Raw genomic sequence first — 21,887 nt, 5'->3', positions numbered from 1 at the left:
GAAGGCTTAGCGCCTGTTAGAATTCGCCACCCACGAGGCGCCGCGTCCGGCGCATACCAGGAAGTGCATGTCGCCCCCGTCCTCGCCGTCATCCCGTGTTGCACCGTTGGCATGGCTGATCCTCGTCGTGGCCATGGTGTCCGGCGCGGTCTGGTGGTGGCGGATCGGGCGTCCGGTGGATCTGCCGGATGCACCGACGGCGCGCATTGCGTGCGTGTCCTACGCGCCTTTCCGCAAGCCGGGTGAAACGCCGCTCGATCTCAACGCCTTCGTCAGCCCCGAGCGCATCGATGCGGATCTGAAAGCCTTGTCCGAGCGCTTCGATTGCGTGCGCACCTACTCGCAGGGTTTCGGCTTGAACGCGGTGCCGGAAATCGCCCAGAAATACGGCATGAAGGTACTGATGGGCATCTGGCTCGGCCGCGATGCCAAGCTCAACGATCGCGAAGTAAGCATGGGCATCGCCACGGCCAAGGCACATCCGGAAGTGATCCGCGGCGTGATCGTGGGCAACGAAGTGCTGCTGCGCGGCGAGCAATCGCCCGTGGCGCTGGCCGGCTACATCAAGCAGGTGCACGACGCGCTGCACGACACGCACGTGCCGGTGACCTATGCCGACGTGTGGGAATTCTGGCTGCGCTATCCGCAGATGGCGAACGCGGTCGACTACATCACCATCCACATTCTTCCGTACTGGGAAGACGAGCCGGTACCGCCGGAGGACGCGCTCCAGCACGTGGCGGATGTCTATGCGCACATGAAGGCACGCTTCCCTGGACGCGCGGTGATGATCGGCGAAACCGGCTGGCCCAGCGAAGGCCGCCCGCGCCGGCAGGCGAGCGCGAGCCTGGTGAATGAGGCTCGCTATCTGCGCGATTTCCTGCGCTATGCAGGCAGCGTGGACATGCCCTACAACGTGATCGAAGCCTTCGACCAGCCGTGGAAGCGCGAGCAGGAAGGCACGGTCGGCGGTTATTGGGGCATCTTCGATGTCAATGCGAAACCCAAGTTCGGCATGCAGGGTCCGGTGGTCGAAGAACCGAACTGGATCGTCGGCTGGTACGCGGGCGCGGCGGGCGCCGTGCTGTTCCTGCTGGCGGGCGTGTGGCGCCGCGGTTTGCGCAATTCGCGCAGTCGCGTGGCGTTGATCCTTGCGGGTTTCGCCGCGGCCACGTCCATCGCATGGCAGGGTCGTCGCATGATCTACGACTGCCGCAATCAGCTGGAGTGGGTGTTCTCGGGCCTGCTCTGCGTGCTGTCGTTGCTCACGGCGATTTATCTGGCCCGGCGCATCGCGGCACGGCTGGCAGGCGCGTGCATCCCGTTGCCGGACCGCCGCTGGCGTTTCGGATGGATGTTTGGCCTGGCGTTCTATGGCCTGTTGCTGGTGTTCGACGGACGCTACCGCGATTTCCCGCTCGGCCTGTTCTGGCCGCCTGCGGTGGGTTTCCTCATCGCAGCGCTGATGGAATCGGCGGGCAACTGCGTGGTGCCCATCATCGAAGAGCGTTTCATGGCCTGCCTGCTGCCGCTGCTCGCTGCCGTGGTGGTGGCGCAGGAGATCGGGCTCAATCCGTCGACGTGGCTATGGCTGGCCGTGAACCTGGCGAGCGCCGGCGCCGTGATGATTGAGTGGCGCCGTGCCGGACGACTGCAGTCGCACCAGGCGCAGGCAGCCCACCAGTAGCGCGAGCGCGCCGGGCGCAAAACAGTAGAGCACCACGGCGACCATGCCGGCCGCCGCGGAAAGCCACGCAGTGAATGGCTTCTTCCAGAACAGCGCCAGCGCTGCGGCCACCAGCGCTACCCAACCGTAGATGCCCATCTGGTAGCTGTAGCTGGCAGTGAGCTGCAGGCGTGCGAGCACGAAGCCCATCACGGTGGCGTGCCGCACATCGCAGGTGAACGAGCGGCCGGTATCGCACAGGTGCGCGACGTCGGACGACTCGACCAGCCCATAGCGCAGCGCATACGCGCCCGCGCCGATCAGGATCAGCGTCAACCAGGGCAGGGTCAGGCGTAGAACAGATTTCATTTGCGCATCCGGTGCGAGCGTGGGGCGATATGGCTGGGCAGGCGAATCTCGGCCGCTATCGGCAAATGGTCGGAGAATGCCTGCGGAAGCGCCCACACCTTGTCGAGCTGGATTTTCTCGGAGGTGAGAATGTGGTCCAGCGCACGGCGCGGCTTCCAGCTGGGAAAGGTCGGCGTGGACTGGTCCGGCGGCACGAGGCTGGATTTGGCGAAGAGATGCTTCATCTCCGCGCTGCGCACGTCGGTGTTGAGATCGCCCATCAGCACCGCGTGTGGATAGTCCTGCAGCACTTCGGCGATGAAACCCAATTGCTTCGCACGCGCGGGCGCGCTGAGCGAGAGATGGGCAATCATCACGGCCAGCGCATCGGCGCCTTCACCGAAACGCGCCAACAACGCACCGCGGCCGGGGATGCGGCTGGGCAGCGGGTAATCGAGCACGCTGCTCGGTTCCAGGCGACTGATCAGGCCGTTGGCGGAATGCGCGAGTCGCGCCATCGGCCGATTCGGCTGATGACTCCAGAACGGCATGCCCGCGGCTTCGGCGAGGTAGCGCGTCTGGTTGAGAAAACCCGAGCGCAGGCTGCCGGCGTCGGCTTCCTGCAGGCCGATCACGTCGAACTGCGGCAGCACTTCGGCGAGGCGGTCGAGATTGTCCAGCTTGCTGCGCCCCGGCAGCACGGCGTTGATGCTGCGCGTGACGTATTCGCTGTAGCGCTGCACGCTGGCGCCCGCCAGGATGTTGCAGCTCAACAGGCGCAGGCGGCGTTCTTGAGCCGGGGCGGGAGTGGGTTCGGCGCGATTCATCGGGCGGGCAGAGTAGTCGCAAAAGGGTGATCGCCGCCATCGTGGCGGCGATCAGACTGGAGACAGACCCTGAGAATGCCCGGTCGGTTGTGAACGCGGGGAAAGTTCCCGCGTTCCGAAGGGCTTACTTGGCGCCGGCGAGGTCGCGCTTGGCCAGCCATTGAGCGACGGCGGAGAGCTCGTCCAGGGTCTTCACATTGGCCGTGCGGTACTTGCCGTCGATGACGAGGGTGGGCGTGCCGTCCACCTGCCACTGCTTCACCAGCTCGGCATCCTTGCGGATCTGCTGGGTCACTTCGTCGGAGCTGGCGATGCGCATGAACTCATCGCGCTTCACGCCGTGCATGGCGTAGAAATCGGCCAGCTCATCCAGGTTGGAGATCGGGTAGTGCTCGTCGAACTTGGCGTGAAACAGCGCCAGGTGCGTCTGGTCGAGTACGCCCAGCTTCTTGGCGGCGTAATAGGCGCGGGCAAACGGCAGCCACTGGTCGCTGAAGACGGCCGGCATGAGCTTGAAGGTCACGCCCGCCGGCAGCTGCTTGCGCATCTGGTCGGCGATCGGCGCGAAATGCGCGCAATGGATGCAGCCGTAGGAGAACACTTCGACCACCTCCACCTTGCCCTCGTTGCTGAGGCGGTGGGCGGGGGCCGGAAGCGTCACGTACTCGGCACCGTCGGTGTACGGCGCGGCATCGCCGGAGCCGGTGGCGGTGCAGGCGGTCGCCAGCAGCAGGCCGGCGATCAGGCTGATCACGCGCAAGGGAGCAAAACGCTTGAACATGGGGCGGTACTCTTGGGGTGGCGTGGGTTGGGTGTCGACGGGTGCGGCTTACTTGCCGGCCGCTTCCTTGGACACCAGCCACTTGGCGAGTTCCACTGCCTGCTCGTAACCGCCCGCCGAGCGCGCGGTGAAGCGGTACTTGCCGTCGACCACGATGGTCGGGGTTTCTTCCACGCCGTAGGCCTTGAGCATCTCGTCGGCGCGCTTGACCTTGGTGTTGATGGCGAAGGAGTTGGCCACAGCCGCGAATTCCTTCGGATCGGCGCCGAACTTGGCATAGACCTTGGCGGCATCGTCGATGGTGGGCAGTGCCGACGCGGGCTTGAGGCCCGAGCCCTGCATGGCGCTGAGTTCCTGCGACTTCCACACGGCGTCGTACATCGCGTCGTTGGCCTTGTCGGCCACGCCCAGTGCCTGCGCGGTGAGGAACGCGCGCTGCAGCATCGGCCAGTTTTCCTGCGGCATGAACGACGCCGGCAGGTACGCCACCACGGCATTGGCGGGCAGTTCCTGCACCAGCTTGTTCATGGTGGGATGGAACTGGTTGCACGCCGGGCAGCCGTACGAAAACACTTCGGCCACTTCGATCTTGTCGGTGTTGCTCACCTTGGCCTGCGCCGGCTCGATGCGGAAGTAGTGCTTGCCTTCCACCCATTTGCCGTCGTCCACGAACGGCGTGGCCGGTGCGGTGGGAGCTGCCGTTGCCTGTGCGGTCGTGCTGGCCGCTGCCGGAGCAGCTGTGCTTGCAGCGGCTGGCGTCGCAGCGGTTGCCGGCGTGGCAGGTTGTGCAGCCGGCGCGGTGGCGGCCGGTGCCGGCGTGGGCTGTGGCGCCTGGCTGGCGTTGTCGTTGTTGTTGCTGCATGCGGCGAGCGCGAGCAGGGCGGTGCACAGGAACGACAGACGCTTCAGCATGGTGATCCTCAATACATGTACTTGGCTTGGAACGCACACGCCGGCCAACGGCCGGCGTGTCGAAGACGTTTACTTGGCGGCGGAAGCGCCTGCGCCTTCGGCGGCATGCAGGCCTTCGACGTAGCTGGCGACGGCAGCGATGTCCTTTTCGTCCAGCTTCTTGGCGATGCCCGGCATGATCTGCGAGTGCGGGCCCTCGCCCCACACGGTGCCGTCGTGCCAGGACTTCAGCGTGGCCTCGATGTACTGCGCATGCTGGCTGGTGAGCTGCGGGTACATCGCGCCCGGGTTGCCGCGGCCATCGATGCTGTGGCACGCCATGCAGGCCGGCACGCCCTTGGTGGTGTCGCCCTGGCGATAGAGCTGCTCGCCGCGCTCCACCAGCGCCTGATCGGCCACGCCCGGAAGCGAGGTCTTGCTGGCGAAGTAGGCGCCGATGTCGTGCATGTCCTGCTCGGACAGCGGTGCGGCCATGCCGAGCATGATCGGGTTCTGGCGGTGGCCCGACTTGAAGCTGTTGAGCTGATTGACGATGTACGCCTCGCTCTGGCCGGCAAGCTTCGGGTACTGCGGATCGGTGGAGTTGCCGTCCATGCCGTGGCAGGCGCCGCATACGGCAGCTTTGCCCTGGCCAGCGGCGGCATCACCCGGCTTCACGGCAGCGGTGGCCTCGCCCGGCTTGGCCGGTTCGGCAGCAGCAGTGGCTGGTGCGGCAGCAGCGGCGGCGGGCTTGGCGGCGGTGGCCGCCGAGGCGGGATTCTTGGCTTCCTGCGCCAGGATTGCTCCGGAAGACAGCGCAAACACGAGGACTACGGCATAACGAACAACAGCGGGCCGAAAACCGGCAGGCCGAAAACTCATACACTTGTCTCCCGAAAAACTGCTATGGCTGCACGGTCCGCGCTGGCCAGCACGTCCGCAACTGGCAGAAACTACCGGATTATCTCTGCGCCACCTTAACCGGTCAAACCATGCCAAATCCATTGCAAGGAGCCCAGTTTGTACTGGCTGCTCACCGAATTTCTCAGCTTCCGACCGATGCCGGCGCGGAGGTGGCGTTTGCTGGTCGCTCCAATGCCGGCAAGTCGAGCGCGCTCAATACGTTGACCGCGCATCGCGGCCTGGCGCGCACCTCCAAGACACCGGGCCGCACGCAGCAAATGGTGGCGTTTTCGCTGCCTCCGCTGGCGCAGGAAGAAGGCCAGCCACCGCTCACCGCAAGGCTGATCGACCTTCCCGGTTACGGCTACGCCAAGGTGCCTGAAGCACTGCGCGAGCACTGGAAACAGGAAATCGATGCCTATCTGCATCAACGCCGCAGCCTGCGCGGCGTGGTGCTGATTTCCGATATTCGCCATCCGCTCAAGGACTTCGACCGGATGATGCTGGAGTTTTGCTTCGCCACGCACCTGCCTTGCCACGTGTTGCTGACCAAGGCGGACAAATTGTCGCGGAGCCAGGCTGCACAGGCGCTGGCGGCACTGCGCAAGGAATTGACGGCCAGCGAGACGCAGGCCACGGCGCAGATTTTTTCCTCGCAGGCGCCGACCGGCGTGGAGGAAGCGCGTGAGAAGGTGATGACCCTGCTCAATACGCCGCGGGAATAAGTCGCGCGTCGGTAGACCGGCGCGCGGAAGAACTCAGCGCTTGTCTACCGCCGCCATGAAGACGGCGCACAGTGCTTCCATGCCGGCGCGGTCTTCGTCGTCGAAGCGGGCGATGGACGGGCTGTCCACGTCCCACACGCCCAGCAGGCTGCCATCGGCGCGTACCAGCGGCACCACGATTTCCGACTGCGAGGCGGCATCGCAGGCGATGTGGCCATCGAAATCATTCACGTCGCGCACCACCTGCGTCTGGCGCGTCTGCGCGGCCGTGCCGCACACGCCACGGCCCAGCGCGATGCGGATGCACGCGGGCTTGCCCTGGAACGGGCCCACCACCAGCTCGGTGCCGTCGTAGAGATAGAAGCCGGACCAGTTGAAATCGGGCAGGCTGTGATAGACCAGCGCCGCGAAATTCGCCGCGTTGGCGATCAGGTCCGGCTCGCCTTCCATCAGGCCGCGGGCCTGGCTGCACAGGTCTTCGTAGTGTTCGCGTTTGCTGGCGTAGGCCTGCGTCTTCACTTCATACATCGATCGAATCCTCTGGAGCCCGTGGATGGCCCTGGCGCGGATCGCCGTAGGCCGCAAGCGGGCAGCCGCAAAGCACGTATTATGCGCCTGCGAGGTGCCATCGGCACGGGATCGCCGGGCACCACCAACAGGGGATGGCCTCATGTCGACACTGTTCATCGCAGGCACCGATACCGGTGTCGGTAAAACCCATGCCACGTGCACCCTGCTGCACCTGCTGCGTGCCCGCGGCAATCAGGTCTGCGGCATGAAGCCGGTGGCCAGCGGATGCGTGGAAACGCCCCAGGGCCTGCGCAACGATGATGCGCTGGCACTGCAGGCGGCCAGCAGTTCGCCCATGCCATACGAGTGGATCAACCCGGTGGCCCTGCGCGAACCACTGTCGCCGCATCTGGCGGCGGCGCACGAAGGCGTGGAGATTCGCCTCGCGCCGCTTTACGAAGCATTCGAGCGCCTGCGCGGCATGCACGATGACGTGCTGGTGGAAGGCGTCGGCGGCTGGCTGGTGCCCTTGTCGCGCAGCCTGCTCGCATCGGACATCGCGCGGCAATGGCAGCTGCCGGTGATTCTGGTGGTGGGCCTGCGGCTGGGCTGCATCAACCATGCGCTGCTTTCCGCGCGAGCCATCGCCACGGACGGTTGCCGGCTGGTGGGGTGGATCGGCAATCGCATCGATCCGCACATGGACGCCGTGGACGAGAACATCGAAACCCTGCGCCATCAGCTGCCCGCGCCCTGTCTGGGCATTCTTCCGCACGGCATTCCGCCGCAGGAAGCCGCCGCGCATCTGGATCTCACGCTGGTCTTGGAATGATGTTCACGCGACGCGTGGTTGGATACGGGCGTCGACACCGCAGGAGGCACGCATGGCCATTCGCAGCCACTACTACCTTTCCGTCGCCGACCTTGCGCACGCCCGCGGGCCGGTGCCTTCGCTGAGTTACGACGGGGCGGGGCCCAACGACCTCGCTGCTGCGGTGCAAAACGCCATGCGCAGCACCGAGCTGTTCGAGCGCTGGCGCGCCATGCAGGACGAACCGGACGACGTGGACCCGTCGCTGGGCGTGGTCGATCCGCAAGCCACGGCCAGCGCGCGGGTCAGCGATCTGCGCACGGACATGGACCTCATCACCGACCTGCCCATGCGCATCGTGCGGCACCGCCTCAACCTGCTGATCGGCAACAGCTGGCAATTGCGCGACATGCAGCAGGCTTGATCGCCCACCCAGCGGCGCGAACTTGCGAGCCGCCCATGCTGCGGTTGCGCAAGGGCCATCGTGCGCTGGCACGCGTGTTCCAGTACTTCCAGCCCTTGGCACCCGTGTCGGGCTGTGGTTAGTCTCGGCGTTCGTTTGTCACGCCCCATGGGGAACCTCGATGCTTCGTCTCCGCACGCTTGTCATAGCCACGTCCATTGCGCTCGCCGCCTGCTCGCAGCAGTCGAACGAGCAGGCCTCGCAGCCCGCACCCGCCAGCACCGCGCCGGCCAAGGCCTCCACCGCCGCCGCCGCGCCCGCCGTTGAGGTCAGCGCGGTCAACCCGTTCCTCGAACCCAGCACGCTGCCGTTCCAGGCGCCGCCGTTCGACAAGATCAAGGATGGCGACTACCAGCCGGCCTTCGAGGAAGGCATGAAGCAGCAGCTGGTGGAGATCAACCAGATCGCCGACAACCCGGATGCACCGACCTTCGAAAACACCTTCATCCCGATGGAGAAGTCCGGTCGGTTGATGCAGCGCGTGATGCAGGCGTTCAACGCCGTCAGCGGTGCCAACACCAACGACACGCTGCAGAAGGTGCAGGAAGAAGAAGCGCCCAAGCTCGCCGAGCACCAGGATGCGATCGTGATGAACAGCAAGCTGTTCGCGCGCATCGAGACGATCTACAACCAGCGCGATTCGCTCAAGCTCGATCCGGAGTCCAAGCGCCTGGTCGAAGTGACCTACAAGAACTTCGTGCGTGGCGGCGCCAAGCTGTCCGAAGCCGACAAGGCCAAGCTCAAGGACCTCAACAAGGAAGAGTCCACGCTGAGCACGCAGTTCACCAACAAGCTGCTCGCCGCCACCAAGGCCGGTGCGCTGGTGGTGGACGATAAAGCCAAGCTCGACGGCCTCTCCGACGGCGACATTGCCGCCGCAGTGGAAGCGGCCAAGGCGCGCAAGCTCGACGGCAAATGGGTGATCCCGCTGCAGAACACCACGCAGCAGCCGGCCCTGCAGAACCTCAACGATCGCGCCACGCGCGAGCAGCTGTTCAAGAACTCGTGGGATCGCGCCGAGAAGGGCGACGCCAACGATACGCGCGACATGATCGCCCGCATCGCGCAGATCCGCGCCGAGCAGGCCAAGCTGCTGGGCTTCTCCAGTTACGCCGCGTGGAAGCTGGAAGACCAGATGGCCAAGACGCCGGAAGCGGCGATCACCTTCATGGACAAGTTGGCCCCGGCGGCCACCGCCCGCGCCGAGCGCGAGGCGAAGGATATCCAGGACGTGATCGACCAGCAGAAGGGCGGCTTCAAGGTCGAGGCGTGGGACTGGAACCACTACTCAGAGATGGTGCGCAAGGCCAAGTACGACCTCGACGAATCGCAGATCAAGCCGTACTTCGAACTGGACAACGTGCTGCAGAACGGCGTGTTCTACGCCGCCAACCAGCTCTACGGCCTGACCTTCAAGGAGCGCAAGGACATCCCGGTCTGGCAGCCTGACGTGCGCGTGTTCGAAGTGTTCGACAAGGACGGCACCTCCATGGCGCTGTTCTATTGCGACTACTTCAAGCGCGACAACAAGAACGGCGGCGCCTGGATGAGCAACCTGGTCGACCAGTCCAAGCTGCTGGGCACCAAGCCGGTGATCTTCAACGTCGCCAACTTCCCCAAGCCTGCCGCAGGCCAGCCGGCGCTGCTGTCGTTCGACGACGTGATCACCATGTTCCACGAGTTCGGTCATGGCCTGCACGGCATCTTCGCCAACACGCAGTACCCGTCGCTCTCGGGCGCCGCTACCGCGCGTGACTTCGTGGAGTTCCCGTCGCAGTTCAACGAGCACTGGGCGACCGACCCGAAGATCTTCGCCAACTACGCGAAGAACTATAAGACCGGCGAGCCGATGCCGGCCGAACTGGTCGAGAAGATCAAGAAGGCCAAGACCTTCAACAAGGGCTACGACATGACCGAACTGGTCGGCGCCGCCCTGCTCGACATGAGCTGGCACAGCCTGGGCGCGGACGTGCCCAAGCAGGATCCGGACAAGTTCGAGATGGACGCGCTCACCAAGGCCAAGATCAACCTGAGCTACGTGCCGCCGCGCTACCGCTCCAGCTACTTCCAGCACATCTGGGGCAACGGCTACGCTGCCGGTTACTACGCCTACCTGTGGACCGAAATGCTGGCTGACGATGCCTTCCAGGGCTTCGTGGACAAGGGCGGCCTGACCCGCGAGAACGGCGATCGCTTCCGCGCGATGATCCTCTCGCAGGGCAACACGCAGGACCTCGCCACCATGTACAAGAACTGGCGCGGCAAGGACCCGAGCATCGAGCCGATGCTGCTCAACCGTGGTCTGAAGGAAGCACCGCAGAAGAAGTAATGCCGCGAGGCATGCTGTGACGAAAGAGGGCCGGCCATGCCGGCCCTCTTTTTTTCAGCGGCCTGCGTACGTTGTCATCGCGCCAACCGTGCAAGAATTCGTGTGTCCTTGAGATGTGGCTCGACGGCTTGCTTCGTCAACGTTGCTTGCGAGGTGGCTTCATGGTGGTGCAAGTTTCGTCCGGTCGTCGTCTGCGGCGCGTCCTGTGGCGCGTGATCATCGCCATTGTGGTGCTTGGCGCGATGGGCGCCATCGCCGTGAAGATCAGTCCGTGGCCATCGGCGATGGTGATTCGCCTGGTGTTCAATCACGGCGGTACCTTGGCCAACGCCGCCCTGGCCAGCCATGTGCCGCACGGCATCCGCACTGAATCTGACGTGCGGTACAGCGCTTCCGATCCCGATGCGCTGATGGACATCCACCGGCCCTCGTCGCTCGACGGCACCCCGTTGCCCGTGATCGTGTGGATTCATGGCGGCGGCTTCGTGGCAGGCAGCCGCCATGACGTGGCCAACTACGCGCGCATGCTCGCCGCCGATGGTTATGCGGTGGCGACGGTGGACTATTCCCTGGCGCCGGAGCATCGCTATCCGTTGCCGGTGCATCAGCTCAATCTGGCGCTGGCGTTTCTTTCGGACAATGCGGGCCGCCTGCGGCTGGACATGTCGCGTCTGGTGCTGGCGGGCGATTCTGCGGGTGCGCAACTGGCCGCGCAGATCGCGCTGGTGGTCACCTCGCAGGAATACGCTGGCGAGATGGGAATTCCCTCGGCCGTGCAGCCCTCGCAGTTGCGCGGCGTGGTGCTGTTCTGCGGTCCTTTCGACGGGCGGTCCATGACCGCATCGCCATCATGGTTCGGACGCACGGTGGTGTGGTCGTACTTCGGCTCACCGTCGCCACCACCGGAGCACGACACCTTCTCCGTCGTGCCGCGCGTGACGAAGGAATTTCCAGCGGCCTTCATCACGGTGGGCAACGACGATCCACTGGCGCCGCAATCCGTGGCGCTGGCCGAGGCGTTGCAGCGCCGGGGAATTTCCGTCGACGCGCTGTTCTATCCGGCATCGCATCAGCCCGCGCTCGGGCACGAGTACCAGTTCGATTTTTCGTTGCCCGAATCACGCGAGGCGTTTGCACGCACGCGCGCCTTCCTGCGCACGCATCTGGCCGCTACGACGCCTTGACGGCGATCAGCCGCCCGACGCGCGATGCGCATCCAGCCATGGTGCGAGCGACACCGACCAGATGTTGTCGCTGCCGTTGTCCCACTGCATGCGTGCGATGTCTTCCTGTGCCTGCTGCGGTGTGCGCGGGTAATGCACGGGCAGCGAGCGTGTGCTGCTGAAATACAGCGTGCGGTGGTCCGGTCCCAAATGCGCGCCCCAGGGACTCTTCACGTTGATGTCCTTGCCCAGGTCGATCGGCTTGCCCCAGCCTTCACCGTCGCGAAACGCGATGTAGAGACGGTTCGGATCGTCCTTGCCGGTAAAGTTGGCATCGAACACGATGAAGGATTCGTCGGGTGCCACCGCAGGGTCCAGCTTGTGCGCGGATGCATCGCCGAGCATCACCGGCACCGGCGCTTCGTACACGCCGTTGCGGTATTGCGAGCGATACAGGCGGAAATCGTCATCGTCCGCGGGCCGCTGGAAATACACGCTGCCGTCTGCCACTACGCTCGGCGCGTAGGTGCGCGAACTGCTGTTCACCGCATCCGGCAGGCGCACTGGTTTTCCCCAAGTATTGCCCTTGCGATCCACGCGCCACAGATGGCCGCCGGATCCGGCCTGCACCTTGCCATCGGCCATCACCGCATCGAGCGCCTTGCCGCCTTCCTGATCGGGACGGTTGGACGAAAAGACGATGAACGAACCATCCGGCGACATGGCCGGATCGTGATCCAGCCATTGCCCGGAGAATGGCGCCACCGTCGGCGCGCTCCATGCGCCATTCACGCGATGCGAAACCATGATGGCGGCGTTAGGCCAGTGGATGCGATCGAAGAACACGGTGTTGTCATCGGGCGTGAAGGCCGCCGAATCCTCGTTGGCCGGGCCCGAGACCACGCCGGGCGCGAACACCTGCGGCGCATCAGTCGCCGTGGTTTCGGCAGCGATGCCCTCTACGAAGCCGCTCATGCAACAGACCGCACACAGCACACGCATCACACGCTTCATGCCGCCGATCCTTCTGTTGGGAATGGAACGAACTATCTGGCACTTCCGGAGCCGCACCATTCTTGCGCCGCGTTCCGGCGAAAGGACGTGCTTGAAGTCATGCGAGGTTGGCACCCTGCCGTTCGTAACGCGCCGCACCGTGGCGGTTCAAATGTGGCGTTGTTGATCAAGGCCGTACCACATACGTTTCTCTCGCTAGCCAAGTGACATTGCCATCACGCGCTAGCGGTCATAAGCCATGGGTGGCGGGTCAGGTGAAGGTCGTCTTCGGAGCGTATCCATGCGCAACCTGGATTTCAGTTCGTGGCATGCCTTGTTGTCGACCGTGGTGGGCCTGGCGCTCATCACGTTGATCATGGTCGGCGTGCGGTTGCTGGCGATGCACACGGTGCAGAAGCGGCGCGAGCGCGAGAATCGCCAGATCAACGAGCGCCTGCGCACGTTGATTGCCGCATACAAGACGCTGGGTGGTTCGTTCACCGGCGATCTGTCGGTGGACCCCGCGCATCTGCGCGATCTGCGTCGCATGAGTGCGCCCGCGGATGGTGAGACGAACGAGACGGCCTCGCAACGTTCCGACCGTTCGCGTCGCATGCGCGATGCGGTGGAGGCGGCACTTTCGGACATCATCCTGCTGGGCACCGAGGAGCAGGTGGCCCTGGCTGCGCGTGCAGCCACCGAGCTATCCGAGGGGCGGCCCACGCATACGGCCGAACTGGTGGTGTCGTTGCGCGATTTCATTCGCAAGGTGCTGGACCTGGAAGCCGTGCCCGCAAGCCTCGCCATTCCCCGGCAGGGGCCGACGCGCATATCGGCAATGCGAGGCAAGGCCGAGGGCAAGGGCGATGGCGGTGGCAAAGCTGCTGGTGGCGGTGCGGGCGGCATCGGCGGCGGCATGGGAGGCATGAGCAGCCATGCGACGTTCGACAACGACCACGAGGCTCATCGCTGACCTCTTGGTTGCAGCGGTTCAGTCGTTCTGGCGGACGTCCCGCGTCGATACCAGTCGCAGAAAGGCTTCGTGCTGATAGCGACTCATGCGCAACTTCTGGCCGGTATCCATGGTCACCACGTGGTGACCGTTGAACCAGGGATGGATGGCCTGCACGCGGCGCGTGTTGATGATGGCCGAGCGATGCACGCGTGCAAAATGCCGCGGATCGAGCCGCGCCGCAAGCGCCGTCATGGTTTCGCGCATTTCATGGACGCGGTCGGCCAGGTGCAGCAGCACCGTGTTGCCGCTGGCCTTGATCCATACGATGTCGTCGACGTCCACGAAGGCGATATGCTCGCCGACGCGTACCGGCAGTCGCTGCAGGTAGCTCTCGCGCTGCTTCAGCGTGTCGAGCGCCTGCATGATCCGCGTGATGGAGGCATCGCCTGCCCGCTCGCGTGTCGCCAGGCGTTGCTTCACGCGCAGCAGGGTTTCGGCGAATCGCTCGCGGCTGAAAGGCTTCACCAGATAGTCGACGGCGTTGGCCTCGAACGCGCGCACGGCGTATTGCTCGTACGCGGTCACGAATACGGTCGCCGGCATCTGCGCAGCGCCGATGGTGGCGACCACGTCCATGCCCGTCATGGCCGGCATCTGCACGTCGAGGAAGACGAGGTCCGGCGCGTGATGTCGAATGGCCCGCACCGCCGACTCGCCATCGCCGCATTCGTCCAGCAGTTCGATATCGGCATCGGCCTTCAGCAAGCGCACGATGGCGCGGCGCGCGATAGGTTCGTCGTCGACCACCAGGGCGGTGATGCTCATGCGCTCACCACTTCGGGCGACTCGTCGGGTTCCTCGATTTCGCGGAAGGGCAGGCGCAGGCGGCAGACCACGCCTTGCGGCCAGATCATTTCCAGTCGCACATGCGCTTCGTCGCCGTAAAGTTCGCGCAGGCGCAGCGCGGTGTTCGACAAGCCGATGCCGTGTCCCTGCCTGGATGGGGCATCGCTTTCCAGCGTGCTGTTGCGGTTGCGCACATCAATGCAAAGGCTGTCGCTTTCGCGCCGGCATTCGATCTCGATGCAATCCACGCCCAGGCGTTCGCCGATGCCGTGGCGGATGGCGTTCTCCACGATGGGTTGCAGGATCAGGCTGGGCACCGCGCAGGGCAGCGATTCGGGGCTCACGTAGATCTGCGTGGTAAGGCGGTCCTTGAAGCGCGTGCGCTGGATGCCGAGGTAGAGGTCCAGCAGCACCAGTTCGCGTTTCAGGCTGATTTCCTGGCCGTCGTAGTCTTCCAGGAAGGCGCGCAGCAGATCGCTCAGGCGCAGCAGCATGTCTTCGGCCGACAGCGTGTCTTCGTCCAGCAGGGTAGCGATGGCGTGCAGCGTGTTGAACAGGAAATGGGGTTGCAGTTGCGACTTCAGTGCCCGCAGGCGCGACTGCGCCAGTTCGGCCGTGAGCTGGCTCGCTTCGAGTTCGCGTCGCGATTTCTCTTCATGGAACGCCATGGCCTGCTGGATGGCGAACAGCGCCCAGTACGTGAGCAGTCCCGTGGCGAAATGCTGGCCCACGAAGTACCACAACTGCTGGATGAAGCCGCTGGGCTCGAACAGCGTGGAAACGAGTGCGCCGATCACCATGGCGAGCATCGTCACACCAAGGCTCAAGGGCAGCTGTTTGCCCAGGCCGCGCAGGCGCAGCGGTGCGCGAATGGGGTGCTTCTCGGCGAGGCGAAACACCCATGGCGCCAATGCAGCCCAGGTGTACCACTGGATCATGCCCCAGCGGATGTAATCCCACGGCGACCACAGGTGCTGCCCGTCGACGATGTCGCGCAGCAACTCCTGCGAGCCGAACACGGTGGCCACGACCGTCCACAGTCCAAGGTAGTGGGCCAGGCCGATCTGCGTGTTGCCGAGGCGCACCTTCATCGCGGGATGTCCGAATGGATCGTCGCTCCATCTTAGGCGCCTGTTTTCGTGGAGAGAAGCAAAGCGTGCGACGCCTACGATTCGTCATCGCGCTACGACGATTCGTCACGCATCGCTTCCGCCACGGGGCCGCAAAGGCGTCCGATGGCATGGCTCGCTGCGCACGTCGGCATCGAGCCATCCATTCCATGCCCGGAGAGCTGCCATGCGTGCCACCCGTATCACTGCCTTCGTTATGACGGTATCCGCGATGCTTGTTACCCTGGCGGCGTGCGCCACGCCCGCAAGTGCGACGCGCGAGTCGATACGTCCGCTGCGCATCGTCAATGCCACCTTCGATGGCGTGACCGCGCTTGCCATGGCGCCCAGCGGCAGCGCGGATTTCCGTGACATCGCGCTGGCGCAACCGCTACGCGGTGGCCTTGCATCGGTGATGGTGGAGGTGCCGCCGGGCGCATGCCGCCGCGATGTACGCGTGACCTTTCATGGCGGCCGCACACTGCTCTATCCCCATCTCGACGTATGCCGCAACGATGGCCTGCGACTGGCGGTGGGCAGCACCCGCACCGGTCGCTCGATGCCGCTGAAGCGTGACGACATCCAGGTGGCGGGTTCGCCGTGATGCCATGGCCAACGCATCAACGAAAAGCCCCGCGCGAGGGCGGGGCCTTTCGTGATTCGAGACGGGTATCGCTTAGTAGGCGAACTCGCGGAATACCGGGTCCACGCTGCCGTTCCAGGGGCCGTTGAACAGTTCGAGCTTGCGCTCGGCTGGGGTCTGGTTGGCGTCGACGATCTCGATCATCGGTTCGAGGAAGATGCTTTCATCCGCACCGCTCTTGTTGAGACGTGCGCGGCGCTTGAGGCCATGTGACGCAATCTTCAGCGTTTCGGCCGCCAGCTCGCGCACCGTGTGCGAACGGAACGGCAGCTTCAGCGCCTGGCGCGGCACGCCGTCGCGCAGCGCGTGGCGTTCTTCGCGGGTGAAGTCCTTGACCAGATCCCATGCTGCGTTGAGCGCTTCGTCGTCGTAGAGCAGGCCGACCCACAGCGCCGGCAGCGCGCACAGGCGATTCCACGGGCCGCCGTCGGCGCCGCGCATTTCCAGGTACTGCTTGAGGCGCACTTCCGGGAACGCGGTGGTGAGGTGGTCGGCCCAGTCCTTCATGGTGGCGTGCACGCCGGGCACGGCAGGCAGTTCGCCCGCCATGAAGCGCTTGAAATCCTGGCCGGAAAGGTCGATGTACTGGCCGTTCTGGTAGCTGAAGTACATCGGCACGTCGAGCATGTAGTCGACGTAGCGCTCATAGCCGAAGCCGTCCTGGAACACGAAGTCCAGCATGCCGGTGCGGTTGGGATCGGTGTCCTCCCACACGTGCGAACGGTAGGAGAGATAGCCGTTCGGACGTCCATCCGTGAACGGCGAATCGGCGAACAACGCAGTGGCGATGGGCTGCAACGCGAGACTGGTGCGGAACTTGCGCACCATGTCCGCTTCGCTTTCGAAGTCCAGGTTCACCTGCACGGTGCAGGTGCGCGTCATCATGTCCAGGCCGAGGTTGCCGACCTTGGGCATGTACTCGCGCATGATCTTGTAGCGGCCCTTGGGCATCCACGGCATTTCGTCGCGGCGCCACTTGGGCTGGAAGCCCATGCCGAGGAAGCCGATGCCCAGATCCTCGGCGATCGAGCGCACTTCCTTGAGGTGCGAATTGACCTCACTGCAGGTGTCGTGGATGGTCTCCAGCGGCGCGCCCGAGAGCTCCAGCTGACCAGCCGGCTCCAGCGTGATGGAGGCCTTGTCGCGCGACAGCGCCACCGGGTTGTCGCCTTCGCGCGCCACCTCCCAGCCGTAACGCGTGGCCAGGGTTTCCAGCAGCACGCGGATGCCGCGCTCGCCCTCGAAGGTGGGCGGGCGCAGGGTGTCGGTGAGGAAGCCGAACTTCTCGTGCTCGGTGCCGATACGCCAGGCATCGCGCGGTTTTTCCCCGGCGGCCAGGTAGTCGGTGAGTTGCTGGCGGCTGCCGATGGGCGTGCTCTTGACGGCACTGGGTATGGACACGGGGAACTCCTTGCGGGGGTGCCACCACGGTGGGGGTGACGCATCCTAATTCAAAGTGCCGATTATCCGAACTTTTGAATTTGAAGCGCCTGACCCATTCGGCAGGGGTGCGACCCTGTTTACCCGCACGCGTGTGTTGTGCTGGCGAAGAAGGCTCGGCCTGCCTCAGCTTAGCGGTGGAAAGTCGATGCGCATCCGCACGCCCCGGCCAGTGCTGCCGTCGAGGATGCTCAGTTGCGCCCCATGGACGCGGGCCACTTCGTCCACGATGGCCAGGCCCAGGCCGCAACCGTCGGCGCCATTGTTCGCGCTGCGCACACTGCGATAGAAGCGCTCACGAACCTTGTCGCGTTCCTCCATGGGAATGCCCACGCCGCTATCGTCCACTTCAAGGAACGGCCGTCCGTTCTCGATGCCGCAGCGAATGGTGATGTTGCCGCCCACCGGGGTATGGCGGATGGCGTTGTCGATGAGGTTGTTGAGCACCTCGTGCAACAGCCAGTACACGCCGGTGACTTGCACGGGCTGGCTGTCCGCACCCAGGTCGATGCCGTGCGCCAGGGCGCGATCGAGCGAGCTGTCGATCACTTCACCGATCAGGCGAGGCAAGTCGACTGCCGTGAAGTGGCTGGCGCGATGCGCGGACGGCTCGGCGCGTGCCAGCGTCAGCAACTGGTTGGCGGTATGGGCCAGCCGATCCACGCCGCCCTGCAGGAGGGCGATGCGTTCCTGCACCGGCGTGCCCGCGCTTTCGCGGCTCAACACTTCGAGCTGGGCTTTGAGTCCCGTCAGTGGCGTGCGCAACTGGTGCGCGGCATTCGCAAGGAAATGCTGCTGCGAGAGCACCGAATCGCGTACGCGTCCCAGCAGGGAGTTGAGTGACACGACCAGCGGTAGTACTTCGGTGGGTACGTCTTCCGTGGGCAGTTGATTGAGCGCCACCGCGGGGCGTCCGGCAATCTGGCGGCTCAGGCGCTGCAGCGGACGCAGTGCAATGCGTATGCCCACCAGCGCGATGACGAACACCGCGGCCATCTGCACGGTGTCGTTGATGAGGAAGGCCACGTCCAGGCGATGCACGGCGCGGTCGCGGCGCGCCGGCGTTTCCGCCACGGTGACCACCAGCGGGTCGCCGGTTTCGTTGGTGCGGTAGCTCGCCAGCCGGAACGGTTCGTCGTGGAAGGTGACGTTGGTGTAGCTGAAACCGTCGTCCGACTGGCTGTCGGGCGCCACCGGCAGTTCGGGCGAACCGGCAATGGTGGTGCCGTCGGGCAGGCTGACCCGATAGAAGAAATGCTCGTCGGGCATCGCGCGCAACGGCGGCGGCGGATGGGGCGGCAGCGCCACGTCCAGCTGGCCGTTCGGCCCCGCGTGAATGCGGGCCACGATGGCCAGCGCCGAACGCGACAGCGAATGATCGAAGGCGTTGTGGATCGGGCTGACGATCACGTGGTGATCGACCGCCACCCCGGCCACCAGCAGCAACAGCAGCGGCGCGAGCAGATAGCTCAGCAGTCGCTTGTGGACGCTGGTAGGGCGCCTGGACTGCTCTGATTTATTCGAGGTGAATTTCACCGAACCGGCCCCGCGGATGATGTCCAGACGGCGCGGGGGCGGTCCCCGCGCATGGTCCTGACATCATGCCATCGGCAAGGGCTGGATCAGAGGACCGCCGCTCAGGCGTCTTCGAGGCGGTAGCCCAGGCCGCGGATGCCGCGCACCGTGGCCGAGCTGCCCAGCTTGCTGCGCAGGCGCGACACGTGCACTTCGATGGCGTTGCCGGAGATGTCCTCGCTCCAGCCGGTGATGGCCTGGGTGAGGCGCTCCTTGCTCACCACGCGACCGCTGTGGTGTGCCAGGCATTCCAGGATCGACCACTCACGGCGGGTCAGTTCGAGGACTTCGCCCTTCTCGTTGAGGGCGCGGCGACCGGCGAGGTCGATGCGCAGGCCGCCGATCACGATCTCGTTGGCGGCGGCGGCCGTGGCGCGACGGATCAGCGCACGGCAGCGGGCGGCCAGTTCCGGCAGGGCGAACGGCTTGACCAGGTAGTCATCGGCGCCCAGGTCCAGCGCATTGATGCGGTCGTCCAGTCCGTCGCGGGCCGTCACGATCAGCAGCGGCAACGAGCTGCCATTGCGGCGCAGGCGACGCACCAGCGAGAGGCCGTCCTCGCCGGGCAGGCCCAGGTCCACGATGGCCAGGTCGTAGTGCGTGTCGGCCAGGCGAGATGCCACCGATTCGGCGTCCCCCACCGCGTCCACCACATAACCAGAGCCGACCAGGCCACGGGAAATGGCGTCGGACACGAGGGAATCATCTTCGACGAGCAGAATGCGCATAGGGCACGAGAATGAGGTGGTACCTACATGCTAGCAGGCACGCCTTTCAGTTCGCCGTCGTCGGAGTGGTTCGATCGTCGGCGTTCGTCGGCCAGCGCCGGCCAAAAAGAGAAGGGCGCCAGCCGAAGCGGGCGCCCTCATGATCCACCGGTGGTCTTTCGCGCGATTTAGTAACGCGGCACGGTCGGGTCGATGTCGCGCGCCCAGGCGTCCATGCCGCCTTCCACGTTGTAGATCTTGGTGAAGCCGTGCGCAGCGAAGCGCTCGGCCACGCCGCGACTGGATACGCCGTGGTGGCAGATGAAGGCGATGGCCGTGTCCTTGGGCAGGTTGGCCAGCGTCTCGTAGCCTTCTTCGTCCAGGATGCGTGCCTGCGGCAGCGGTGCCGCGGCAGCGCGGCCGTGGGCCGGACGCACGTCCACCAGGGTGATGTCACCGGCGGCCAGGCGCTCCTTGAGCTGCTGCACGGTGAGCGTGCCGATCTCCTGCGCGCCCGGGAACTTCAGGCTCAGGCCTTCGCCCTGCACGGTGGAGACCCAGTCGATCACGATGCCCTTGGCGCGCTGGGCGCTGCCCGGGTCGAAATGCACTTCGATCCCGTTGGAGCTGACCACGATGTCGTGGTCGCTGCCCGGCGCCAGCTGGAAGCCGGCGCTGTGGTCCGGGCCGATTTCCAGATGCAAGGCCAGGCCCTGGGCATTGGCGGTGCCCTGGCGGATGGCTTCGGCCGCCTTGTCGGTGATGGTGATCTCAGGCGGCGTGCGATCCGGCGCGGCCGCGCCGAACAGCGTGTGCAGCTCGCCCGAGGCGTACATCTGGCGAATGATGTCGGCACCGCCAACCAGCTCACCGCCCACGTACAGCTGGGGAATGGTCGGCCAATCGCCGTAGGCCTTGATGCCCTCGCGGATTTCCGGATCTTCCAGCACGTTCACCGTGTGGTATTCCGGCAGCAACTCATTGAGCGTGTTGGTGGCCGCGGCCGAAAAACCGCACATCGGCTGCTGGCGGGTGCCCTTCATGAACAACACCACGCGGTGGTTCTGGAGCAGGGATTCGATTCGTTCGCGGGTGGCGCTGTCGAGGGACATGGGGGCGGAGGCTCCGGCAAAGAGGGTGAATTGTAGCGCCTGTGGATATGCCGGCGGATTTTGGGGATGCAAGGGGTGGGGCGAGGAGTGAGGGCAGGGAAGTGAGAAGTGAGGGAAAAGCGGGGAGCGGAGCTTGCTGGCGCCTCAGGCCGGCGCTCTCACTTCTCACTCCCCTTCTCTCACTCCTGCCCTCAGGCCGCCGGCCGCAGCTCTGCCAGATCCAGCTTCGCTCGCGTCAGCGGTGCCAGCGCCAGCGCGGCGGCGGGCGAGGGCAGCACCAGTTCGCGGCTGGCGCGGCCCAGCGGCGCGTACTGCTCGCTCCAGTGGATCAGCTCCATCGCGCCGGTGTGGTCTTCCACCAGCACGGTGCAGTGTTCCACCCAGTCGCCGTCGTTGAGGTACAGCACGCCATCCATGTCGCGCACGTGGCCGAAATGGATGTGGCCGCAGATGTGGCCATCGAAGCCGCGTTCGCGCGCATCGTTCGCCACGCGTTCCTCATAGGCACGGATATAGGCCAGCGCCTTGCCGATATGCGATTTGACGATGATGGACAGCGGCAGATAAGGCAGTTCCATTCGGCGGCGCATCGCGTGCACGCGGCGATTGGTCCAGCAGATGAAGCGATGCATCACTTCCCCCAGGTGCACCATCCATGTGCGCCCGACCTGCTCCGGATCGAATTCGTCGCCGTGGCTGACGTGGTAACGGCGCCCATCGGCGCCTTCGTGCACCGCATCCAGCTCGATCTTCACGCCGCCAAAGCACTGGCCGGCCAGGCCGCGCACGGGGGCGTCGTGGTTGCCGGGGATATAGATCACCTCCACGCCGCGGCGCGCGAGGTCCAGCACTTCGGCGATCACTGCGCCGTGGTCGGCATGCCACCAGGTGCGGCGGGCCAACGCTTCCATGTCGATGATGTCGCCGACGAGGTACAGCTTTTCGCAACGCAGTTTGCGCAGGAAATCCAGCAGATAGCTGGCCTTGCAGTCAGGCGTGCCCAAGTGCACGTCGGAGATGAAGGCGCTGCGGCAGTGGAAAGTCGCCATGGCAGTCTCTCCCGGTGGTTACCGGGATGCCAGCGTGCCGC

22 protein-coding genes are annotated in these 21,887 nt (G+C 65.1%); 8 read left to right on the top strand and 14 right to left on the bottom strand.

The window, feature by feature from the left end; genetic code table 11:
* Positions 1 to 67 precede the first annotated feature (67 nt).
* Positions 68 to 1,687, top strand: coding sequence for a glycoside hydrolase family 17 (locus tag ABIC75_RS09945; RefSeq protein ID WP_354013667.1), 1,620 nt, complete (start codon positions 68 to 70; stop codon positions 1,685 to 1,687).
* Here the strand turns inward: ABIC75_RS09945 and ABIC75_RS09940 are convergent.
* The 5 genes from ABIC75_RS09940 to ABIC75_RS09920 form a co-directional block, all read right to left on the bottom strand.
* Positions 1,586 to 2,035, bottom strand: a complete 450-nt coding sequence (locus ABIC75_RS09940; protein WP_354013666.1) for a hypothetical protein — start codon at positions 2,033 to 2,035, stop codon at positions 1,586 to 1,588. The two genes, ABIC75_RS09945 and ABIC75_RS09940, sit on opposite strands and share 102 nt — an antisense overlap.
* The gene (locus ABIC75_RS09935; RefSeq protein ID WP_354013665.1) at positions 2,032 to 2,841 is read right to left on the bottom strand and encodes an endonuclease/exonuclease/phosphatase family protein; all 810 of its coding nucleotides are present in this window, start codon (positions 2,839 to 2,841) and stop codon (positions 2,032 to 2,034) included. The genes ABIC75_RS09940 and ABIC75_RS09935 overlap by 4 nt, the downstream gene beginning before the upstream one ends.
* Positions 2,842 to 2,965: 124 nt before the next feature.
* Positions 2,966 to 3,622: a thiol:disulfide interchange protein DsbA/DsbL gene (locus tag ABIC75_RS09930; protein WP_354013664.1), complete on the bottom strand. Its 657-nt coding sequence runs from the start codon at positions 3,620 to 3,622 to the stop codon at positions 2,966 to 2,968.
* A gap of 48 nt (positions 3,623 to 3,670) precedes the next feature.
* Positions 3,671 to 4,534: a thiol:disulfide interchange protein DsbA/DsbL gene (locus ABIC75_RS09925; protein ID WP_354013663.1), complete on the bottom strand. Its 864-nt coding sequence runs from the start codon at positions 4,532 to 4,534 to the stop codon at positions 3,671 to 3,673.
* A 69-nt stretch (positions 4,535 to 4,603) separates the two neighbouring features.
* Positions 4,604 to 5,395 carry a c-type cytochrome gene (locus tag ABIC75_RS09920; protein ID WP_354013662.1) on the bottom strand — a complete coding sequence of 264 codons (792 nt, stop codon included), beginning with the start codon at positions 5,393 to 5,395 and terminating at the stop codon, positions 4,604 to 4,606.
* A gap of 110 nt (positions 5,396 to 5,505) precedes the next feature.
* Here ABIC75_RS09920 and yihA point away from each other — a divergent pair, with 110 nt between their 5' ends.
* Entirely contained in the window at positions 5,506 to 6,141 is a 636-nt protein-coding gene (gene yihA, locus ABIC75_RS09915) for a ribosome biogenesis GTP-binding protein YihA/YsxC (RefSeq protein ID WP_354013661.1), read from the top strand.
* A gap of 33 nt (positions 6,142 to 6,174) precedes the next feature.
* Here yihA and ABIC75_RS09910 read toward each other — a convergent pair whose 3' ends face one another.
* Positions 6,175 to 6,669 carry a GAF domain-containing protein gene (locus ABIC75_RS09910; RefSeq protein ID WP_354013660.1) on the bottom strand — a complete coding sequence of 165 codons (495 nt, stop codon included), beginning with the start codon at positions 6,667 to 6,669 and terminating at the stop codon, positions 6,175 to 6,177.
* Between the two features lie 142 nt (positions 6,670 to 6,811).
* On the opposite strand from ABIC75_RS09910, the gene bioD reads away from it, so the two are divergent.
* From bioD to ABIC75_RS09890, 4 genes are all read left to right on the top strand, one after another.
* On the top strand, positions 6,812 to 7,483 hold the full coding sequence (gene bioD, locus ABIC75_RS09905; protein WP_354013659.1) for a dethiobiotin synthase: 672 nt from the start codon (positions 6,812 to 6,814) through the stop codon (positions 7,481 to 7,483).
* Positions 7,484 to 7,535: 52 nt separating this feature from the next.
* Complete coding sequence (locus ABIC75_RS09900) at positions 7,536 to 7,886, top strand: hypothetical protein (protein WP_354013658.1); 351 nt, start codon at positions 7,536 to 7,538, stop codon at positions 7,884 to 7,886.
* A 160-nt stretch (positions 7,887 to 8,046) separates the two neighbouring features.
* Positions 8,047 to 10,254, top strand: a complete 2,208-nt coding sequence (gene dcp / locus ABIC75_RS09895; protein WP_354013657.1) for a peptidyl-dipeptidase Dcp — start codon at positions 8,047 to 8,049, stop codon at positions 10,252 to 10,254.
* A 161-nt stretch (positions 10,255 to 10,415) separates the two neighbouring features.
* Positions 10,416 to 11,438: an alpha/beta hydrolase gene (locus tag ABIC75_RS09890; RefSeq protein WP_354013656.1), complete on the top strand. Its 1,023-nt coding sequence runs from the start codon at positions 10,416 to 10,418 to the stop codon at positions 11,436 to 11,438.
* 6 nt (positions 11,439 to 11,444) lie between these two features.
* Here the strand turns inward: ABIC75_RS09890 and ABIC75_RS09885 are convergent, their stop codons facing one another.
* The gene (locus ABIC75_RS09885; protein WP_354013655.1) at positions 11,445 to 12,431 is read right to left on the bottom strand and encodes a hypothetical protein; all 987 of its coding nucleotides are present in this window, start codon (positions 12,429 to 12,431) and stop codon (positions 11,445 to 11,447) included.
* A gap of 280 nt (positions 12,432 to 12,711) precedes the next feature.
* Between ABIC75_RS09885 and ABIC75_RS09880 the strand changes: the two genes are divergently transcribed.
* A complete protein-coding gene (locus tag ABIC75_RS09880) occupies positions 12,712 to 13,383 on the top strand; it encodes a hypothetical protein (protein ID WP_354013654.1) in 672 nt (223 codons plus the stop codon).
* Positions 13,384 to 13,401: 18 nt separating this feature from the next.
* Here the strand turns inward: ABIC75_RS09880 and ABIC75_RS09875 are convergent, their stop codons facing one another.
* Together ABIC75_RS09875 and ABIC75_RS09870 are read right to left on the bottom strand one after the other, a co-directional pair.
* Positions 13,402 to 14,190, bottom strand: coding sequence for a LytR/AlgR family response regulator transcription factor (locus ABIC75_RS09875; protein ID WP_354013653.1), 789 nt, complete (start codon positions 14,188 to 14,190; stop codon positions 13,402 to 13,404).
* Entirely contained in the window at positions 14,187 to 15,302 is a 1,116-nt protein-coding gene (locus tag ABIC75_RS09870; protein WP_354013652.1) for a sensor histidine kinase, read from the bottom strand. The genes ABIC75_RS09875 and ABIC75_RS09870 overlap by 4 nt, the downstream gene beginning before the upstream one ends.
* A gap of 205 nt (positions 15,303 to 15,507) precedes the next feature.
* Between ABIC75_RS09870 and ABIC75_RS09865 the strand changes: the two genes are divergently transcribed.
* A complete protein-coding gene (locus ABIC75_RS09865; RefSeq protein ID WP_354013651.1) occupies positions 15,508 to 15,924 on the top strand; it encodes a hypothetical protein in 417 nt (138 codons plus the stop codon).
* Between the two features lie 72 nt (positions 15,925 to 15,996).
* On the opposite strand, the gene ABIC75_RS09860 is transcribed toward ABIC75_RS09865, so the two are convergent.
* From ABIC75_RS09860 to ABIC75_RS09840, 5 genes are all read right to left on the bottom strand, one after another.
* Positions 15,997 to 17,364, bottom strand: coding sequence for a glutamate--cysteine ligase (locus ABIC75_RS09860; RefSeq protein ID WP_354013650.1), 1,368 nt, complete (start codon positions 17,362 to 17,364; stop codon positions 15,997 to 15,999).
* A 165-nt stretch (positions 17,365 to 17,529) separates the two neighbouring features.
* A complete protein-coding gene (locus tag ABIC75_RS09855) occupies positions 17,530 to 18,939 on the bottom strand; it encodes a sensor histidine kinase (protein ID WP_354013649.1) in 1,410 nt (469 codons plus the stop codon).
* Between the two features lie 101 nt (positions 18,940 to 19,040).
* Positions 19,041 to 19,706, bottom strand: a complete 666-nt coding sequence (locus ABIC75_RS09850; protein ID WP_354013648.1) for a response regulator — start codon at positions 19,704 to 19,706, stop codon at positions 19,041 to 19,043.
* A gap of 167 nt (positions 19,707 to 19,873) precedes the next feature.
* Complete coding sequence (gene grxD, locus ABIC75_RS09845) at positions 19,874 to 20,797, bottom strand: Grx4 family monothiol glutaredoxin (RefSeq protein ID WP_354013647.1); 924 nt, start codon at positions 20,795 to 20,797, stop codon at positions 19,874 to 19,876.
* Positions 20,798 to 20,988: 191 nt separating this feature from the next.
* A complete protein-coding gene (locus tag ABIC75_RS09840; RefSeq protein WP_354013646.1) occupies positions 20,989 to 21,846 on the bottom strand; it encodes a UDP-2,3-diacylglucosamine diphosphatase in 858 nt (285 codons plus the stop codon).
* Between the last annotated feature and the right edge of the window lie 41 nt (positions 21,847 to 21,887).

This window comes from Dyella japonica, assembly GCF_040545895.1.
GTDB lineage: Bacteria > Pseudomonadota > Gammaproteobacteria > Xanthomonadales > Rhodanobacteraceae > Dyella > Dyella japonica_D.
This window is presented reverse-complemented; position numbering and strand designations above follow the sequence as displayed.

Coding starts and splice junctions, on each gene's coding strand:
- ABIC75_RS09925 (WP_354013663.1), bottom strand. CDS start 4,534: ATGCTGAAGCGTCTGTCGTTCCTGTGCACCGCCCTGCTCGCGCTCGCC.
- ABIC75_RS09865 (WP_354013651.1), top strand. CDS start 15,508: ATGCGTGCCACCCGTATCACTGCCTTCGTTATGACGGTATCCGCGATG.
- ABIC75_RS09920 (WP_354013662.1), bottom strand. CDS start 5,395: ATGAGTTTTCGGCCTGCCGGTTTTCGGCCCGCTGTTGTTCGTTATGCC.
- ABIC75_RS09885 (WP_354013655.1), bottom strand. CDS start 12,431: ATGAAGCGTGTGATGCGTGTGCTGTGTGCGGTCTGTTGCATGAGCGGC.
- ABIC75_RS09910 (WP_354013660.1), bottom strand. CDS start 6,669: ATGTATGAAGTGAAGACGCAGGCCTACGCCAGCAAACGCGAACACTAC.
- ABIC75_RS09875 (WP_354013653.1), bottom strand. CDS start 14,190: ATGAGCATCACCGCCCTGGTGGTCGACGACGAACCTATCGCGCGCCGC.
- ABIC75_RS09870 (WP_354013652.1), bottom strand. CDS start 15,302: ATGAAGGTGCGCCTCGGCAACACGCAGATCGGCCTGGCCCACTACCTT.
- ABIC75_RS09900 (WP_354013658.1), top strand. CDS start 7,536: ATGGCCATTCGCAGCCACTACTACCTTTCCGTCGCCGACCTTGCGCAC.
- ABIC75_RS09850 (WP_354013648.1), bottom strand. CDS start 19,706: ATGCGCATTCTGCTCGTCGAAGATGATTCCCTCGTGTCCGACGCCATT.
- ABIC75_RS09890 (WP_354013656.1), top strand. CDS start 10,416: ATGGTGGTGCAAGTTTCGTCCGGTCGTCGTCTGCGGCGCGTCCTGTGG.
- ABIC75_RS09935 (WP_354013665.1), bottom strand. CDS start 2,841: ATGAATCGCGCCGAACCCACTCCCGCCCCGGCTCAAGAACGCCGCCTG.
- ABIC75_RS09940 (WP_354013666.1), bottom strand. CDS start 2,035: ATGAAATCTGTTCTACGCCTGACCCTGCCCTGGTTGACGCTGATCCTG.
- dcp (WP_354013657.1), top strand. CDS start 8,047: ATGCTTCGTCTCCGCACGCTTGTCATAGCCACGTCCATTGCGCTCGCC.
- grxD (WP_354013647.1), bottom strand. CDS start 20,797: ATGTCCCTCGACAGCGCCACCCGCGAACGAATCGAATCCCTGCTCCAG.
- bioD (WP_354013659.1), top strand. CDS start 6,812: ATGTCGACACTGTTCATCGCAGGCACCGATACCGGTGTCGGTAAAACC.
- yihA (WP_354013661.1), top strand. CDS start 5,506: ATGCCAAATCCATTGCAAGGAGCCCAGTTTGTACTGGCTGCTCACCGA.
- ABIC75_RS09880 (WP_354013654.1), top strand. CDS start 12,712: ATGCGCAACCTGGATTTCAGTTCGTGGCATGCCTTGTTGTCGACCGTG.
- ABIC75_RS09840 (WP_354013646.1), bottom strand. CDS start 21,846: ATGGCGACTTTCCACTGCCGCAGCGCCTTCATCTCCGACGTGCACTTG.
- ABIC75_RS09945 (WP_354013667.1), top strand. CDS start 68: ATGTCGCCCCCGTCCTCGCCGTCATCCCGTGTTGCACCGTTGGCATGG.
- ABIC75_RS09930 (WP_354013664.1), bottom strand. CDS start 3,622: ATGTTCAAGCGTTTTGCTCCCTTGCGCGTGATCAGCCTGATCGCCGGC.